The sequence below is a fragment of the Streptomyces sp. NPDC048295 genome, from assembly GCF_040652135.1.
In the GTDB taxonomy this organism is placed as follows: Bacteria; Actinomycetota; Actinomycetes; order Streptomycetales; family Streptomycetaceae; genus Streptomyces.
The window spans coordinates 36,410-52,408 of sequence record NZ_JBEZLL010000017.1 but is presented as its reverse complement, the minus strand read 5'-3'; the positions used below and the strand labels follow the sequence as shown (position 1 = coordinate 52,408).

The following is a 15,999-nucleotide window of genomic DNA, read 5'->3' as shown; positions in this document are numbered from 1 at the left end:
GGAACCGCACCGTACGACACGGTTCACCTTCCGTTCACTCTCCCCCGTAGGCCGCTTCACCTGTTCTGCCTAACTTCGGCAGTGCACGGTGCGCGGCGCAACCGCCGGAGCACCCAACACATCGCACGCCGTCGTAGAACGAAAAAGACCTCGGCGGCTCCTGGAAGGAACACCCGAAAAGTGAAGCTTCAGCGCAAGAACCGGCTTCGTGCCACCGCGCTCGGTGCCCTCGCCGTCTCCGGCGCCCTGGTCCTCACGGCGTGCGGTTCGGACGACAACAGCGGCGGCTCGACCGGCGGCAACGGCGGCAAGACGAGCGCCGCGTCGAACATCAAGTGCGACGACGCCAAGGGCCAGCTGCCCGCCTCCGGCTCCAGCGCGCAGAAGAACGCCATGGACCTCTGGGCCAAGAACTACATGGCCGGCTGCTCCGGCGTCGAGATCAACTACAAGTCGTCCTCCTCCGGCGAGGGCATCGTCGCCTTCAACCAGGGCACGGTCGGCTTCGCCGGCTCCGACTCGGCGCTGAAGCCCGAAGAGGTCGCCGACTCGAAGAAGATCTGCAAGGGCGGCCAGGGCATCAACCTCCCGATGGTCGGCGGCCCGATCGCCATCGGCTTCCACCTGGAGGGTGTCGACAGCCTCACGCTGGACGCCCCCACGCTCGCCAAGATCTTCGACGGCAAGATCAAGAAGTGGAACGACCAGGCGATCGCCAAGCTCAACAGCGGCGCGAAGCTCCCGGACAAGGCCATCCAGGCCTTCCACCGCTCCGAGGACTCCGGCACCACGCAGAACCTCGGCAAGTACCTCGGCGCGGCCGCCCCGAGCGACTGGAAGTACGAGGCCGAGAAGAAGTGGCCGGCCCCCGGTGGCCAGGCCGCGTCCGGCTCCTCCGGTGTCGCCGCCCAGGTGAAGCAGGTCGACGGCTCGATCGGCTACTTCGAGCTGAGCTACGCCACCTCGCAGTCGATCTCCACCGTCGACATCAACACCGGTGGCGCCACCCCGGTCAAGGCCACCCCGGAGAACGCCTCCAAGGCCATCGCCGCCGCCAAGATCAAGGGCACCGGCAAGGACCTGGCGCTGGACCTCGACTACACGACCAAGGCCGAGGGTGCCTACCCGATCGTCCTGGTGACGTACGAGATCGTCTGCGACAAGGGCAACAAGGCCGAGACCCTCTCCACGGTCAAGTCCTTCCTGAACTACACCGCCGGTGACGAGGGCCAGAAGCTCCTCACCGACGCCGGCTACGCGCCGATCCCGACCGAGATCAACAGCAAGGTCCGCGAGACCATCGCCTCCCTCTCGTAACCGGGACGCGCAAGCGCCACCAGCAACACCTTCAACAACACAGGCAACATCCGGCGGACCGGTCCGGTGCACCCCTCCGGACCGGTCCGCCACCACCCATCCGGTGCACCGCCGCCAGGGGAGCTGGACCGCTCCCCCACACAGACCGGAAAGACCATGGCTTCCACCACACCGACAGACAAGCCTCCGGCCCCGCCGGTGGCGCTCAAGCGCGCCGGGATCAAGTCCGGCCGCGCGGGCGACAAGGTCTTCCTGGGCCTCTCCAGGGGCTCGGGCATCCTGCTGCTCGTACTCATGGCCTCGATCGCCGTGTTCCTGACCTACCGCGCCTCGCTCGCCGTCTCCAAGGACGAAGGCAACTTCTTCACCACCTTCGACTGGAACCCGGCCGGTGACCCGCCGGTCTTCGGCATCGCGGTCCTCCTCTTCGGCACGATCGTCAGCTCGGTCATCGCGATGGCCATCGCCGTCCCGGTCGCCGTCGGCATCGCCCTGTTCATCTCGCACTACGCGCCGCGCAAGCTGGCCGCACCCCTCGCGTACGTCGTCGATCTGCTCGCCGCAGTGCCGAGCATCGTGTACGGCATCTGGGGCGCCCTCGTGCTCGTCCCGTACCTGGAGGGCCCGAACCTCTGGCTCGACCAGTTCTTCGGCTGGACGTACCTCTTCGAGAAGACCGAGGTCGGCGTCGCCCGCTCGCTCTTCACCGTCGGCATCCTGCTCGCGATCATGATCCTGCCGATCGTGACCAGCGTCAGCCGCGAGGTCTTCCTCCAGGTCCCGAGGATGAACGAGGAAGCCGCCCTCGCGCTGGGCGCCACCCGCTGGGAGGTCATCCGCCTCTCGGTGCTCCCCTTCGGCCGCTCCGGCGTGATCTCCGCCTCGATGCTGGGCCTGGGCCGCGCGCTCGGCGAGACGATGGCCGTCGCCACGGTCCTGTCGCCGAGCTTCGTCATCTCCGGGCACCTGCTCAACCCGGGCGGCGGCACCTTCGCCCAGAACATCGCCGCGAAGTTCGACGAGGCCAACGAGTTCGGGCGGGACGCCCTGATCGCCTCGGGCCTCGTGCTCTTCGTCCTCACCCTGCTGGTCAACGGCGCGGCCCGGCTGATCATCGCCCGCCGCAAGGAATATTCGGGGGCCAACGCATGAGCCAGGCAGCCAACACCGGCATACAGGAGCGCCCCGTCCCGACGGCGCCCGAGCGTTCGACGAGTCTGAGCAGCCGGGCCCTGCCCCGCTGGGCCCCCTTCGCGTTCGCGGCCGTCGCGATCGTGCTGGGCGTGGGCACCGGCATGGCGGCGGGCTGGCAGAGCCGCACGCAGTGGGGGCTGGTCTCCGCCCTCCTCTTCGTCGTCATCTCGTACATCACGACCTCGGTCGTCGAGAACCGGCGCCAGGCCAAGGACCGGCTCGCCACCAGCATCGTCTGGGTCTGTTTCCTGCTGGCCGTCGTACCGCTCGCCTCGCTGCTGTGGACGACGATCAGCCGCGGCGCGGAGCGCCTGGACGGCTACTTCCTGACCCACTCCATGGCGGGTGTGCTCGGCTCCGAGCCGACCGGCGGTGTCTACCACGCACTGATCGGCACGCTGGAGCAGGTCGGCATCGCCACCCTGATCGCCGCCCCGATCGGCATGCTGACCGCCGTCTACCTGGTGGAGTACGGCAAGGGCGCCCTGGCCAGGGCCGTGACCTTCTTCGTCGACGTCATGACGGGCATCCCGTCCATCGTCGCGGGTCTCTTCATCCTCTCGATCATGCTGATGACGAAGACCCAGCCGTCCGGTCTGATGGGCGCGCTGGCGCTCACGATCCTGATGATGCCGGTCGTCGTCCGCTCCACCGAGGAGATGCTCAAGCTCGTCCCGAACGAGCTCCGCGAGGCATCGCTCGCCCTCGGCGTCCCGAAGTGGCGCACCATCCTGAAGGTGGTCCTCCCGACCGCGATCGGCGGCATCACCACCGGTGTGATGCTCGCGATCGCCCGCATCGCCGGTGAGACCGCGCCGATCATGCTGCTGGTCTTCGGCAGCCAGCTGATCAACCCCAACCCGTTCCAGGGCGCACAGTCCTCGCTCCCCTTCTATATCTGGGAGCAGTACAAGGTCGGCACCGACCAGTCGTACGACCGTGCCTGGGCCGCCGCGCTGGTCCTGATCGCCTTCGTCATGATCCTCAACCTGGTGGCCCGCGGCATCGCCCGCTGGAAGGCCCCGAAGACCGGCCGCTGACCGCGGCACGAAAGAAGCAGTGATTCAGATGGCCAAGCGCATCGACGTCAGCGGCCTGTCCGCCTACTACGGCTCCCACCTTGCCATCGAGGACATCTCGATGACCGTGGAGCCCCGCTCCGTGACCGCCTTCATCGGCCCGTCCGGCTGCGGCAAGTCCACCTTCCTGCGCACCCTGAACCGCATGCACGAGGTCACCCCCGGTGGCCGCGTCGAGGGCAAGGTGCTGCTGGACGACGAGAACCTGTACGGGGCGAACGTCGACCCGGTCACCGTGCGCCGCACGGTCGGCATGGTCTTCCAGCGCCCGAACCCGTTCCCGACCATGTCGATCTTCGACAACGTCGCCGCCGGCCTGAGGCTGAACGGCTCGTACAAGAAGAGCGAGCTGTCCGACATCGTCGAGAAGTCGCTGCGCGGCGCCAACCTCTGGAACGAGGTCAAGGACCGGCTGAACAAGCCCGGCTCCGGTCTCTCCGGCGGTCAGCAGCAGCGTCTGTGCATCGCCCGCGCGATCGCGGTCGAGCCGGAGGTGCTGCTGATGGACGAGCCGTGCTCCGCCCTGGACCCGATCTCCACCCTCGCCATCGAGGACCTGATCGGCGAGCTGAAGGAGCGCTTCACGATCGTCATCGTGACGCACAACATGCAGCAGGCGGCCCGGGTCTCGGACCGCACGGCGTTCTTCAACCTCGCGGCGGTCGGCAAGCCCGGCAAGCTCATCGAGATCGACGAGACGGAACGCATCTTCTCCAACCCGTCCGTCCAGGCCACCGAGGACTACATCTCGGGACGCTTCGGATAGTCGCCCGGCAACGAGGCCGGCGGACCGGCCTCGTCCCCAGACTGCCTTGAGGTGCTGCATGGCGGTGCCACCGCAAGGCGAAGGGGCCGCCCCCACTCCCCTCGAAGGGAGTGGGGGCGGCCCCGTTTCCGTACCGCCGTGACCACGGCCGACGGCCGTCAGCCGAAGAGCAGGACCACGACCCCGTAGCTCGCGGCGGCGACCAGCGCCGCGGCCGGCATGGTGATGAACCAGCCCAGGATGATGTTCTTGGCGACACCCCAGCGCACGGCGTTCACCCGCTTCGTGGCGCCCACACCCATGATCGCGGAGGTGATGACGTGCGTCGTGGAGATCGGCGCGTGGAACAGGAACGCCGAGCCGAACATGATCGACGCGCCCGTGGTCTCCGCCGCGAACCCCTGCGGCGGGTCCAGCTCGATGATCTTCCGGCCGAGCGTCCGCATGATGCGCCAGCCACCCGCGTACGTACCCAGCGAGAGCATCAGCGCGCAGACCAGCTTCACCCAGACCGGGATCGGGTCGCTCGGGCTCTCGACATCGGCGATGACCAGCGCCATCACCACGATGCCCATGGTCTTCTGCGCGTCCTGCAGACCGTGGCCGAGCGCCATGCCCGCGGCCGAGACCGTCTGGGCGATCCGGAAGCCGCGCTTGGCCTTGTGCGGGTTGGCCTTCCGGAACATCCACATGATCGCGACCATCACCAGGTAGCCGACGACCAGGCCGATGACCGGCGAGACGAACATCGGGATGACGACCTTGTCGAGCACCCCGTCCCAGTGCACCAGCGTCCCGCCGGCCAGCGCCGCGCCGACCATGCCGCCGAACAGGGCGTGCGAGGACGAGGACGGCAGCCCGAAGTACCAGGTGACGAGGTTCCAGATGATCGCGCCGACGAGTGCGGCGAAGAGGATTCCCATCCCCTTGTGGCCCTCGGGCGTCGCGATCAGCCCCTCGCTGACGGTCTTGGCGACCCCGCTGCCCAGGAACGCACCGGCGAGGTTCATCACCGCGGCCATCGCCAGCGCCGCGCGGGGGGTGAGTGCCCGGGTGGAGACGGAGGTGGCGATGGCGTTCGCCGAGTCGTGGAAGCCGTTCGTATAGGTGAAGCCGAGCGCGACACCGATGGTCACGATCAGCGCAAAGGTGTCCACGTGGTTCAGGACTCCTTGACCGCGATGGTCTCCACCGTGTTGGCGACGTGCTCGAACGCGTCGGCCGCCTCTTCCAGCACGTCCACGATCTGCTTGAGCTTCAGCACCTCGATGGCGTCGTACTTGCCGTTGAAGAGATGAGCGAGCAGTTTGCGGTGGATCTGGTCGGCCTGGTTCTCCAGACGGTTGACCTCGATCCAGTACTCGGTGAGGTTGTCCATCGTCCGCAGACCCGGCATCGCCTCGGCGGTCAGCTCGGCCGCGCGGGCCAGCACCTCGATCTGCTGGGCAATGCCATTGGGGAGTTCCTCGACCTGATACAGCACGACCAGGTCGACGGCCTCCTCCATGAAGTCCATGATGTCGTCGAGCGACGACGCGAGGTTGTAAATGTCCTCACGGTCGAACGGCGTAATGAAAGAGGAGTTCAGCTGGTGGAAGATCGCGTGGGTGGCATCGTCCCCCGCGTGCTCCGCTGCCCGCATGCGCTCCGCGATCTCGACTCGGGAGGCAGAGTCCGCCCCGAGCAGTTCCATCAGGAGTTTCGAGCCCGTGACGATGTTGTCCGCGGACGCGGAGAACATGTCGTAGAAGCTCGTCTCCCTGGGGGTCAGACGAAAGCGCACGTGGGGTCCTCGGGGTGCTTTGGATTCGGTCAGGCTGATGCTAGGCGCATCATCCGGCCACGGCTAACCGGCGTTCTTCAGTGTCGCGCATCGGGCACAGTGATCAGCACGGACCCCCGGTCACGTTTCAGCTGAATTCGTTAGGATATACCCACCAGGGGTATATAAACGCCAGGGTAAAGGGAAAACGGGAGGCAGTAATGACCACCACCGAGACCGCCGGGACCACCGCGGAGACGGAATCCACCGTCACCGATCACGACCGGGGCATACACGGTTATCACCATCAGAAGGCAGAACACCTCAAGCGGCTGCGCCGGATCGAGGGCCAGATCCGCGGCCTCCAGCGCATGGTCGACGAGGACGTCTACTGCATCGACATACTGACCCAGGTCTCGGCGTCCACGAAGGCGCTCCAGTCGTTCGCCCTCCAGCTGCTGGAGGAGCACCTGCGGCACTGCGTCGCGGACGCGGCGGTCAAGGGCGGCGAGGAGATCGACGCGAAGGTCGAGGAAGCCACGAAGGCGATCGCCCGGCTGCTCCGCACCTGATGGCGGGGGACCCCGGGCCGCGGGGCCACGCTCACCCCCGGTGCTCTCCCTGCCGGGGGACGGTGGTGCGCTCGGTGATCGCCCGGACGTTGAGCACCTCGTCGATGCGGTCCGCGCTGAGCCGTTCCCCGATCGCGGCCGACGCGGCGATCATCAGCTCACCACAGAGCTCGATCTCGGCGAGGGCCACATGGTCGGATACCGTCCGCGCGCCGAGCGTCACCACGTCACTCACCTCTCACTGCCGTCGCCGGCTTCCTAGCGTAGGGAGCGGAGCACACGCCGCGCATGGCACGGACGGACCATTTCGCCGCCGCCGGCCTGCCTATGCCCGGGCCCGCACCCGCCCGCCCTTCGGCTATCGCTGTCGGATCTGCCCCGTATAGATCTCGCGGTCGTCCGGCAGGCGTACGGAGACCTCCACCCCGAACCCGTACAGCAGTGTGGTCGACACCACTTCCACCTCCGGTCCCTCGTTGGCGAAACTGAACCGGTGGCGCACCTTGCGCAGCCGCCCCTGCTCGTCGAGGTACGCGTCGAACGGCACCGTCTTTGTGCGGAACCCTTTCGCTGCCGCGGCCAGCGCCCCGCGCGACCCGGGCGCGGCCTCGCGCGCGGCCAGCCCGATGTCCGCCGTCCCCCGGTAGTGCCGCACGGGGACCCCGGCGAGCACCGTCTTCTCCACGTACGTCACCTGCCGCGCCCCGCGCAGCAGTTCGGCGGCGGCCATCGGATCGGTCACCCCGCCGGTGACGAGATTGCCGTCCTCCAGGGCCGTCGTGTCGACCCTGACCCATTTGCCCGCTGGCACTCCGGCGCCGCGGTTCATCATGTAGAGCGCGCCGGGGACCAGCAGTTCGGTGATGGGGCGGTGCTCGTCCTCACCGGCGGCGTCCTTGGGCAGCACGACCGTGAGCCGGCCCCTGCCGCTGCGGAAGTCGTACGAACCCCGGCCCCTGACGGTCACCCGCGTCCCGCCCGCCGCGGTCTCCATCGCGGTACGCACCTCGGCGGTTCCGGCGGGGGCCCCGGAGGCGGGGGCGATCCCGGCCGCGGCCGTTCCGGTCCCGCTCACCGTCCCCGCGAGGACCGCGGCCGCACGGCGGACCGCGTCGAGGGCGTCGGCCCCACCCCGGTCGTCGGCCACGGCACGGTCACCGCCGCCACCGCTGCCCGAACATCCGGCGGTCGCCGCCATCACGCCCACCACGGCGAGGGCGCAGACAGCGCGCGCCCCGCTTCCGGACCTGTGCTGCCGCACCACCATCGCCTGCCAACCCCCAACGCCGTAACACCTGCCGAGAGGCCCATCCGTTCCGCATAACGACGCCCCGTGTCCCCCGTCACGCCGCCCCCGTCGGCCACACCGCCGGGTGGCCCTGCCCAGTACCGTGGACGGGTGCATGAGCGACACACCGACGAGCTCCCGCCGACCGCCCCCGCCGCCGCACCCACCTGGCACTCGGGACACTCCGGGCGCTCCGGCCACTCCGGCCACTCCGGGCACGAAGCCACGACCGTGGAGCGCGGCTCCTTCTGCACCGCACGCTGTGCCTGCGGCTGGTCCGGCCCGGCCCGCCGCTCCAGGGACCGGGCCCGTACGGACGCCGCGGAGCACCTCGCGGCCCCCTGACCTCTCCGGCCGAACCCCCCGCACCCGGCCTCCCGCACGCCCCGCCCCTCCGCACCCGGCCTCCGCCACCCCCCACCGTCCGGCACGTCAGCGCCAAGACTCGGAGATCCGATGAACCTGCCGTCCCTGCCCGCCCGGCGCACCCTGCTCACCGCGGGCGCCGCGGCCGCACTCACCGGCGTCACCACCACCGCGTGCAGCGGCGGTTCCGGCAGCTCCGGCGGCGCGAACGACAAGGGCAGCACGGGAAACACCGGAAGCTCTCCCGCCACGTCGGCCCCACCGGCCTCATCGGCCCCGCCGAAGCCCTCCCCCGCCGGGCCGGCGGACTGGTCCGCCCTGGCCAGGAGCCTCGACGGCGCTGTCATACGGCCCCAGGACGCCTCCTATCCGACCGCCCGTCAGCTCTACAACACCCGCTTCGACGGTCTGAAGCCCGCAGCCGTCGCCTATGTACGGCACGAGGCGGACATCCGCGAGTGCCTGTCCTTCGCCCGCCGCACGGGCACCCCCGTCTCCATCCGCAGCGGCGGCCACTCGTACGCGGGCTGGTCGAGCGGGGACGGGCGCCTCGTCCTCGACGTCTCGTCGCTGTCCCGCGTCGAGCGGAACGGCACGATCGGCGCGGGTGCCAAGCTCATCGACGTCTACCAGGGCCTCGCCCGCAGCGGCCTGACGATCCCCGGCGGCTCCTGCCCCACCGTCGGCATCTCCGGTCTCACCCTCGGCGGCGGCCACGGCGTCGCCTCCCGCGCATACGGCCTGACCTGCGACAGCCTGACCGCGGCGACCCTCGTCACGGCCGACGGCAAGACCCTCACCGTGGACGCCAAGCACCACCCGGACCTCTTCTGGGCGCTGCGCGGCGCGGGCAACGGCAACTTCGGCGTGGTCACCGAGCTGACCTTCCGCACCCGCCCGGCCCCGCAGACCGTCACCGCGTACATGTCGTGGCCGTGGTCCCGCGCCCGGTCCGTCGTCACGGCCTGGCAGGAGTGGGGCCCGTCCCAGCCCGACGAGATCTGGTCCTCCGCACACCTCGCCGCCGGCCCCGGGGGCGGCAACCCGACCGTCTCGGTCGCCGCTTTCAGCCTCGGTACGTACGGGGACCTGCAGAACGCCGTGGACCTCCTCGCCGACCGGATCGGCGCCCCCGCCTCCTCCGTATCGCTGCGCCGCCGCAGCTACCAGGAGTCGATGCTCGTGTACGCGGGCTGCTCGGGCATCACCGACGCGCAGTGCCATCTGCCGGGGACGACGCCCGGCCGCACCGCCCAGGGCACGCTTCCGCGCGAGACCTACGCCGCCGCCTCCGACTTCTACGACCGTTCCCTGTCCCCGGCGGGTGTGCAGGCCCTGCTCGACCGGACCGAGGCGTTCACCCGGATTCCGGTGACGCAGGGCGGCGGTGGCGGCTCCATCGCGCTCACCGCGCTCGGCGGGGCGATCAACCGGGTCTCCCCGCAGTCGACCGCGTTCGTCCACCGGGGCTCGCGCGTGCTCGCCCAGTACATCGGTTCCTGGAACCCCGGTACGGCCGGCAGCGCCCAGCAGGACTGGCTGAAAAACACTCATGCGGCGATGCGGCGGCACGCGTCCGGAGCGGCGTACCAGAACTACACGGACCCGGCACTGACCGACTGGCGCCGGGCCTACTACGGCTCGGCGTCCGACCGGCTCGCCGACCTGAAGAAGCAGTACGACCCCGAGCGCCTCTTCGACTACCCGCAGGCGCTCTGACGCACGGTCGCGTCCCCGTGGCAACCCGGCCGGGCCCCGCGCGGCCGCGTCGGCAGGCCGGCCCTAAGCGGCCAGGTCCTTCTCGCCGTCCCCGCCGCCGGTGCCCGGCCGCGGCTCGGGGATCCCGAACGCCCCGGCCGGGTTCCCGGCCGGCGCCTGCGGAACCGGGCGGCGCGAGCGTACGAGCCGGCCGAGCCGGTCCGACCGCGAGACGGCCGCCGTCAGCGGGGTCAGCAGCATCATCGCCAGCGGGGCGAGCAGCAGGGCGACGGCCGTGCCGAGCGCGAATCCGCCGATGACATCGGTCGGGTAGTGGACACCCATGTAGATCCGGCAGAAGCCCTCCAGGAGGGCGAGCGCGATCGCGGCGATGCCGAACTTCCGGTTGGCCACGAAGATCCCGACGGCCAGCGCCATGGCCATCGTGGCGTGGTCGCTCACGAAGGAGAAGTCGTTCTTCCCGGACACCAGGACCTCCAGCCCCTGGTGGTCCCTGAACGGGCGGGGCCGGTGCACGAATCCACGGATCGGAATGTTGATCAGGAGCGCGATCCCGGCGGCGAGCGGTGCCCAGACGATCCCGGAGACCGCCGCCACCGAGTCGTCGGCCGTACCGCGCCTGCGCACGCTCCACCAGCACCACAGGACCACCAGGACCATGCCGAGCATGATTCCGTACTCACCGACGAACTCCATGACCCGGTCGAACCAGGTGGGAGCGGACTTCGCGAGTCCGTTGATGTCGTAGAGCAGGCTGACGTCGGGGTTCGACCCATCCAGTGCGAGTCCAGCCATCTGCTGCGGCCCCTTGCCTTGTCTGCTGCCGCGGGCACACCGGTGTGCACCGCTTTGACGAACCCCCGTGTCGGTTCGATCACTGCGTGGATCACTACTGCGCGAGTCGGTGCCGCGCCGCATGGTCGATGCGCCGTCGTCACGGTCCCCCCAGGGAACGACGTCTCCTGTGCGGGCGTTCCGCTCTCCACCGAATGATCACCATGACGTTATCGAAGAGTGACTCATCGTCGCAGCTCAGGGCCCAGGCTTCACGGAGAGTTCCGGCCACCGCCGTCACCCCGTCATGCCGCCGGCCGGGCCGTCGGAAGGGCCGCGGCCCCGTCCTTGGTCACACGCGTCGCGCCGAAGTAGTCGGGCGCGTCGATCTTGTCGAAGCGGATCACGGCCCCGGTGTACGGAGCGTTGATCATGTACCCGCCGCCGACGTAGATCCCCACGTGATGGATGGCCCGCGAGTTGCCCAGGTCGTTCGAGAAGAACACCAGGTCGCCCGGGAGCAGCTCGTCGCGGGAGGGGTGCGGCCCGGCGTTGTACTGGTCGTTCGCCACCCGGGGCAGCTCGATGTCCACGGTCCGGTACGCGGCCTGGGTCAGCCCCGAACAGTCGAACCGCCCGTTCTGCTCGGGCGTGCCGTTGCCGCCCCAGAGGTACGGCGTACCGAGCTTCTTCTGCGCGAAGTAGATCGCCCCGGCCGCCTGCTCCGAGGGCTGTACGCGGCCGACGGGCCTGGCGAAGCTCTTCTCCAGGGAGCGGATGATGGTGACGTAGTTCTGTGTCTCCGAGATGTCGGGAATCCCGCCGGCCCGGATGACCCGGTACGCGCCGGCGTTGTACGCGGCCAGCATGTTGTCGGTCTGATCCCCCGGCACCTTCTTGACATACCCGGCCAGTTCGCAGTCGTACGAGGCGGCCGACGGGATCGCGTCGGCCGGATCCCATACGTCCCGGTCGCCGTCGCCGTCCCCGTCGATCCCGTGTCCGGCCCAGGTGCCCGGGATGAACTGGGCGATGCCCTGCGCGGCGGCGGGACTCTCGGCCCGGGGGTTCCAGCCGCTCTCCTGGTACAGCTGGGCGGCGAGCAGGGCCGGGTTGATGGCGGGGCAGAGGTTGCCCCACTTCTGCACCAGCGACTGGTACTTCGCGGGCACGGCCCCCTTGGCCAGCGCGACGGCGCCGCCGCCGGAACCCGCGAGTCCGGCGGCGGCGGAGTACGTACCGACGACGAGCAACGCCACGAAGCACATGGCCATGCCGACACCGATGCCACCGACCACCCAGAATTTCCGCACCCCTCAACCATCCCCCATCGAGGACGTGTTCATGGGCGTTTTCGACGGTGTGTGCGAGTCTTCCGGGTCATACGGGGTCATCGGCCCGCCGTTCCGGCGCACGGAGCCACGGGACGGGCGCACCGGGTGCACCGGCCGGATCAACCGGCGCACCCGGACAAAGAGCGGCCGTCAGGACGCCCCGGCGGACCAGTGGCCGGAGCGGACATTGGGGCTCGGCAGCGGGTAGACGCCCTTGTAGGCCGGTCCGTTCGGCTCGGACGTGGAGTCGGCGACCTTCGACTCCTTCACGCAGGGGGTGTCCGCCTCGAAGAAGACCTGCCCCTTGGCGCGCACGCTCACGCTGATGGCGAAGCCGTCCTTCGTCACCGCGTAGACCGCCGGGAACTCCGCGTCCGTGTTCTTCGCCCTGATGCGGTAGTCGCTCGTCCGCCAGAACTCCTCGACCTGGTCCAGGAACCCCTGCCTGCGGTCCGCGGACACGATGGTCATGACGGTGCGCCTGCGCGTCACGTCGCAACTGCCCTTGGTCGTCAGGCCGTGTGCCCACTGCACCTCGGGGTCGATCTTCTTCAGCACGGCGTCGAGCATGCTGTCGGCCCGTTCGGCGGCCTCCTGCATGTCCATGTTGTTCTCCTTGGTGCCTTCGGAGCCCGCGCTCGCGGTGGTCGCGGTGTTCGCGTCGGCGCCCGGGTGGGCCTTCTCGCTGCCACAGGCGGACAACGTGAAGCCGACGGCCAGGGCCACCGCGACGATCTGGAACCTTCGGCTCATCGGTATTCCTCCATCTTGAGCCGGTCGGCGTGCCCCGACACGATAAGAGCAATGCTGTCGGCGGACACGGCGTCCCGTGACGGGGTGAAGTAGTTGGAGTGCGAATCGAAGCTCATGGGCTTGCCGGGATCCACCGGGAACCGCCTGGCCCCGAACGCCTTGCTCGCCGGGTCCTTGCCGAACCAGAGGTCGTCGTCGCCCGGGTCGGCCAGGTCGCCGGCGATGTAGGCGCCGGCCGGTCCGCCCAGGGCCATCCCGATCGCGCCCACGACGACCTGCGTCTTGGACGGGAGCTTGGTCACCGGGTCATTGGCCGCGGCGCCGACGAAGACGTGCTCGGCACCGACGCCGAGGTCCACGGCACGGTCCACGCCCACGCCGGGGCTGCCGACCAGGATGATGTCGTCCACCCCCGGAATCCCGCCGAGGCGCTGGGTCGCGGCACCGACGGTGCGCGAGCCGTAGGAGTGCCCGATGGCCGTGATGTGCGGGTCCTTGTTCTGGTTGGTCGCGACGATACCGCTCATGAAGTCGTTGTACGCCGCGCCGCCCTTCTCCGCCCGCGCGGTGCCGGCGACCGCCAGGCTGTGCAGCCCGTCCGGCGTCTGCGGAGCGTCGTACCCGAGCCAGACGATCGCCGCGCTGGACGGGTCGTACCCCTGGGCTCCGATCGCCGTGTCACGGGCCCGCTTGAGGCCGCTCTTCGCGAACTCCTCGTCGAGGGAGGTGTTCAGTCCCGGCACGTAGGCCGACACGTTCTTCGAGGTGTCGGGGTTCCCGTAGGAGACGATCGCCCGGCCGTTGCCCTCGTCGCTGATACCGATGAGGTACATCGGGGGCTGGCTGCCCTCCTTCAGCTGGCGGTCGATCTCCCGCAGCCCGGCCAGCTGCTCCTTCGACTTCTTGTCGGTCTGGCCCTCCAGCTTCGAGATCAGGTCCGGCAGGTTGCGGCGGTTGGCCGTGTCCCGGTCCGCCACCGGAATCCCGTCCAGGCTGCCGATCTGGTCCGGCGAGAGCTCCAGGTACCGGTCACGCTGCTCCTGCGTCAGCCCTTTCCACCAGGCCTCGCGACCGGCCGCGCTGGAACCGCGCGGGATGCGGTCGTTGAGGTACTGCCGCTCCCCGTCCCGTACCGCCGACTCGACACGGGTGCCGGAGCCGGGCAGCCCGGTGAGCGCGCTGCCGCCTCCGCCGGAACCCTTGGTGATGTCCCAGGCGGCGGCCACGTACTTGCCCTTGTCCCACTTGTCACCGGCCTTGTTCGCGGCCTGCGCGTACTGGTCGACGACGTTCTTCGCGGTGTCGACGGGATGCGCGATCGTGTCGATGGCCCCGGTGACGTCGCCCAGCAGGCCGTCGTCGCCGACGACGCCGGTGAGGAAGTTGCCTTTCGAGCGGGGGGTGGAAGCCGTGATCGGGTCTTGTCTACCCGCGTTGACTCCTACAGAAGAACCACCGGTTCCATCCGAACCACCAGCACCACCGGCACCGCCCGAGGCCTCGGATCCGCCGGACCCACTGCCGCCGGACCCACTGCCGCCGGTTCCGGTACCGCCGGACCCACTGCCGCCGGACCCACTGCCACCGGTTCCACTGCCGCCGGTTCCACTGCCGCCGGTCGCATCCGCCCCGCCGGTGCCCGTACCACCGGTCACGGTGGCGCCTTCGGTCCCGGCGCCGCCGGAGTCGGCACCGCCGCTCCCGTTGCCGTTCCCGTTGCTGCCGCCGGCGATGGCGCCGGGCGGCGGGCAGGCGCTTCCGGTCAGCTGGCAGATGGCGTTGCGGAGTTGGCCGGACACCTGCCCGCCGATCCCGGTGGCCACGAGCCCGCCGATGAGGGCCACGACCACGAGGATCATGCCCAGGTACTCCATCGCGGTCTGACCGTTGTCCCGGCGCCACTTGATCATCCGCTTGAGGACGCTGAACGGGTGGTGCTCGACGCGCTGTTCGGGAGCGAGCCGGAACCAGGAACGCGAACTGGCCCGGGTCAGCAGGACGATGACGGTGACGGGCAGCACCAGCTGCGTCACGCCCCGCCCGTTGTCCGCGTCGTTCAGCGTCGCCAGCGCCCCGAGCGTGAGCCAGGCGTGCACGGCCAGGAGCCCGCGCCAGATCCAGACGCCACCGGTCCGCAGGTACAGCGACAGCACGAACCCGGCGATCCCGGGGAGCGACGCGTACAGCACCATGCCCAGCAGCCGGCCGTCCGCCGCGTCGACGGACGAGGCCACGACCAGCACGTCGAACGCACCGACGACCGTGAGGACGAAGAGCAATCGGACGAGAATCAGTACCGCCTGCAAGGGGCGCGACAGTGGTTGTCTGCCCGGAGGGACCTCGACGGCGCTCAAATCAGCACCGCCCGGTACCGCTAGTTCTCGTATGCCCGACACGGCGAGTCTCCCCAGCTTTGTGAGTGGGTGCAGCGACAGTTCCCCCCGGTACTCGTATGCGACCACAACAAAGCGGGGCCCGGCATGGGCCCCAGGGCCCAATGCCGGACTCAATATCCGGGCCCTGCCCCACCAGCCCCTTTACCCCCACCGATCGCCCTGTTACGGGTCATTGAGGGCGATGACGATGCGTCAGGAGGCTGCGGCCGACTAGAAGCCGGAGTGGATGTCGGGGACAGGCACCAACTCCCCTGCGAAGGGTTGGCCGTTGGCCCGGGCCTGCGGGGGACCGACCTCCTCCGCGATGAAGCAGGGAGTGGTCACACTGACATGAAATCGCCCCTTGTAGCCCACGGACAGACTCACCCGAAATCCTTCAGAACTTCGCACACAGAGCGCCGGCATGGTTCTGTCGCGGTCCACGCCGGTAATGGTGTACCCACTCCTCTTCCAGGCCCGCTCGACCACACATAGCAGACTGCCCCGCCTGCCCTCCGAAAACGCTGGTCATCACCGCGGCACGACGCGTTACCGACCCTGCCTCCCGACCATCGATCGAGTACGAATCGCGCCTGCCGCCCGAAGACACGTCATGCACCCACTCCAACGTGGGCTGCACAGATGAAATCGCGTCAAACACAATTGCATCCGCCTTCTCCGCGGCAGCCTGCAAGCTGCC

General features: G+C 69.4%; 16 protein-coding genes. 7 read left to right on the top strand and 9 right to left on the bottom strand.

Going from position 1 to position 15,999, the window contains the following annotated elements; all coding sequences use genetic code 11:
- Positions 1-180 precede the first annotated feature (180 nt).
- From pstS to pstB, 4 genes are all read left to right on the top strand, one after another.
- On the top strand, positions 181-1,317 hold the full coding sequence (pstS, locus tag AB0D53_RS24330) for a phosphate ABC transporter substrate-binding protein PstS (protein WP_362449954.1): 1,137 nt from the start codon (positions 181-183) through the stop codon (positions 1,315-1,317).
- A 156-nt stretch (positions 1,318-1,473) separates the two neighbouring features.
- Complete coding sequence (pstC, locus tag AB0D53_RS24325) at positions 1,474-2,469, top strand: phosphate ABC transporter permease subunit PstC (RefSeq protein WP_362449952.1); 996 nt, start codon at positions 1,474-1,476, stop codon at positions 2,467-2,469.
- Entirely contained in the window at positions 2,466-3,551 is a 1,086-nt protein-coding gene (pstA, locus tag AB0D53_RS24320; RefSeq protein ID WP_362449950.1) for a phosphate ABC transporter permease PstA, read from the top strand. Before pstC ends, pstA begins: the two co-directional genes overlap by 4 nt.
- A gap of 28 nt (positions 3,552-3,579) precedes the next feature.
- Entirely contained in the window at positions 3,580-4,356 is a 777-nt protein-coding gene (gene pstB / locus AB0D53_RS24315) for a phosphate ABC transporter ATP-binding protein PstB (protein WP_072488029.1), read from the top strand.
- Positions 4,357-4,514: 158 nt separating this feature from the next.
- Here pstB and AB0D53_RS24310 read toward each other — a convergent pair whose 3' ends face one another.
- Both AB0D53_RS24310 and AB0D53_RS24305 read right to left on the bottom strand, forming a co-directional pair.
- Positions 4,515-5,513 carry an inorganic phosphate transporter gene (locus AB0D53_RS24310; RefSeq protein ID WP_362449948.1) on the bottom strand — a complete coding sequence of 333 codons (999 nt, stop codon included), beginning with the start codon at positions 5,511-5,513 and terminating at the stop codon, positions 4,515-4,517.
- 5 nt (positions 5,514-5,518) lie between these two features.
- Positions 5,519-6,139 carry a DUF47 family protein gene (locus AB0D53_RS24305; protein WP_072488031.1) on the bottom strand — a complete coding sequence of 207 codons (621 nt, stop codon included), beginning with the start codon at positions 6,137-6,139 and terminating at the stop codon, positions 5,519-5,521.
- 200 nt (positions 6,140-6,339) lie between these two features.
- Here AB0D53_RS24305 and AB0D53_RS24300 point away from each other — a divergent pair, with 200 nt between their 5' ends.
- Complete coding sequence (locus AB0D53_RS24300; RefSeq protein WP_329814405.1) at positions 6,340-6,690, top strand: metal-sensitive transcriptional regulator; 351 nt, start codon at positions 6,340-6,342, stop codon at positions 6,688-6,690.
- A 31-nt stretch (positions 6,691-6,721) separates the two neighbouring features.
- On the opposite strand, the gene AB0D53_RS24295 is transcribed toward AB0D53_RS24300, so the two are convergent.
- Both AB0D53_RS24295 and AB0D53_RS24290 read right to left on the bottom strand, forming a co-directional pair.
- Positions 6,722-6,916: a hypothetical protein gene (locus tag AB0D53_RS24295; protein WP_362449945.1), complete on the bottom strand. Its 195-nt coding sequence runs from the start codon at positions 6,914-6,916 to the stop codon at positions 6,722-6,724.
- 132 nt (positions 6,917-7,048) lie between these two features.
- The gene (locus AB0D53_RS24290; protein WP_362449943.1) at positions 7,049-7,957 is read right to left on the bottom strand and encodes a hypothetical protein; all 909 of its coding nucleotides are present in this window, start codon (positions 7,955-7,957) and stop codon (positions 7,049-7,051) included.
- 132 nt (positions 7,958-8,089) lie between these two features.
- On the opposite strand from AB0D53_RS24290, the gene AB0D53_RS24285 reads away from it, so the two are divergent.
- Together AB0D53_RS24285 and AB0D53_RS24280 are read left to right on the top strand one after the other, a co-directional pair.
- Positions 8,090-8,323: a hypothetical protein gene (locus AB0D53_RS24285; protein WP_362450261.1), complete on the top strand. Its 234-nt coding sequence runs from the start codon at positions 8,090-8,092 to the stop codon at positions 8,321-8,323.
- Between the two features lie 111 nt (positions 8,324-8,434).
- Positions 8,435-10,063 (top strand): FAD-binding oxidoreductase, encoded by a 1,629-nt coding sequence (locus AB0D53_RS24280; RefSeq protein ID WP_362449941.1) that lies wholly within the window; start codon positions 8,435-8,437, stop codon positions 10,061-10,063.
- Between the two features lie 63 nt (positions 10,064-10,126).
- On the opposite strand, the gene AB0D53_RS24275 is transcribed toward AB0D53_RS24280, so the two are convergent.
- The 5 genes from AB0D53_RS24275 to AB0D53_RS24255 form a co-directional block, all read right to left on the bottom strand.
- Complete coding sequence (locus AB0D53_RS24275; protein ID WP_362449939.1) at positions 10,127-10,858, bottom strand: phosphatase PAP2 family protein; 732 nt, start codon at positions 10,856-10,858, stop codon at positions 10,127-10,129.
- Between the two features lie 284 nt (positions 10,859-11,142).
- Positions 11,143-12,105 (bottom strand): bifunctional lytic transglycosylase/C40 family peptidase, encoded by a 963-nt coding sequence (locus AB0D53_RS24270; RefSeq protein ID WP_362450244.1) that lies wholly within the window; start codon positions 12,103-12,105, stop codon positions 11,143-11,145.
- Positions 12,106-12,321: 216 nt separating this feature from the next.
- Positions 12,322-12,924, bottom strand: coding sequence for a hypothetical protein (locus AB0D53_RS24265; RefSeq protein WP_362449937.1), 603 nt, complete (start codon positions 12,922-12,924; stop codon positions 12,322-12,324).
- Positions 12,921-15,230: an alpha/beta hydrolase gene (locus AB0D53_RS24260; RefSeq protein ID WP_362449935.1), complete on the bottom strand. Its 2,310-nt coding sequence runs from the start codon at positions 15,228-15,230 to the stop codon at positions 12,921-12,923. Before AB0D53_RS24260 ends, AB0D53_RS24265 begins: the two co-directional genes overlap by 4 nt.
- A 300-nt stretch (positions 15,231-15,530) precedes the next feature.
- Positions 15,531-15,686, bottom strand: a complete 156-nt coding sequence (locus tag AB0D53_RS24255) for a hypothetical protein (RefSeq protein WP_362449933.1) — start codon at positions 15,684-15,686, stop codon at positions 15,531-15,533.
- Positions 15,687-15,999 lie beyond the last annotated feature (313 nt).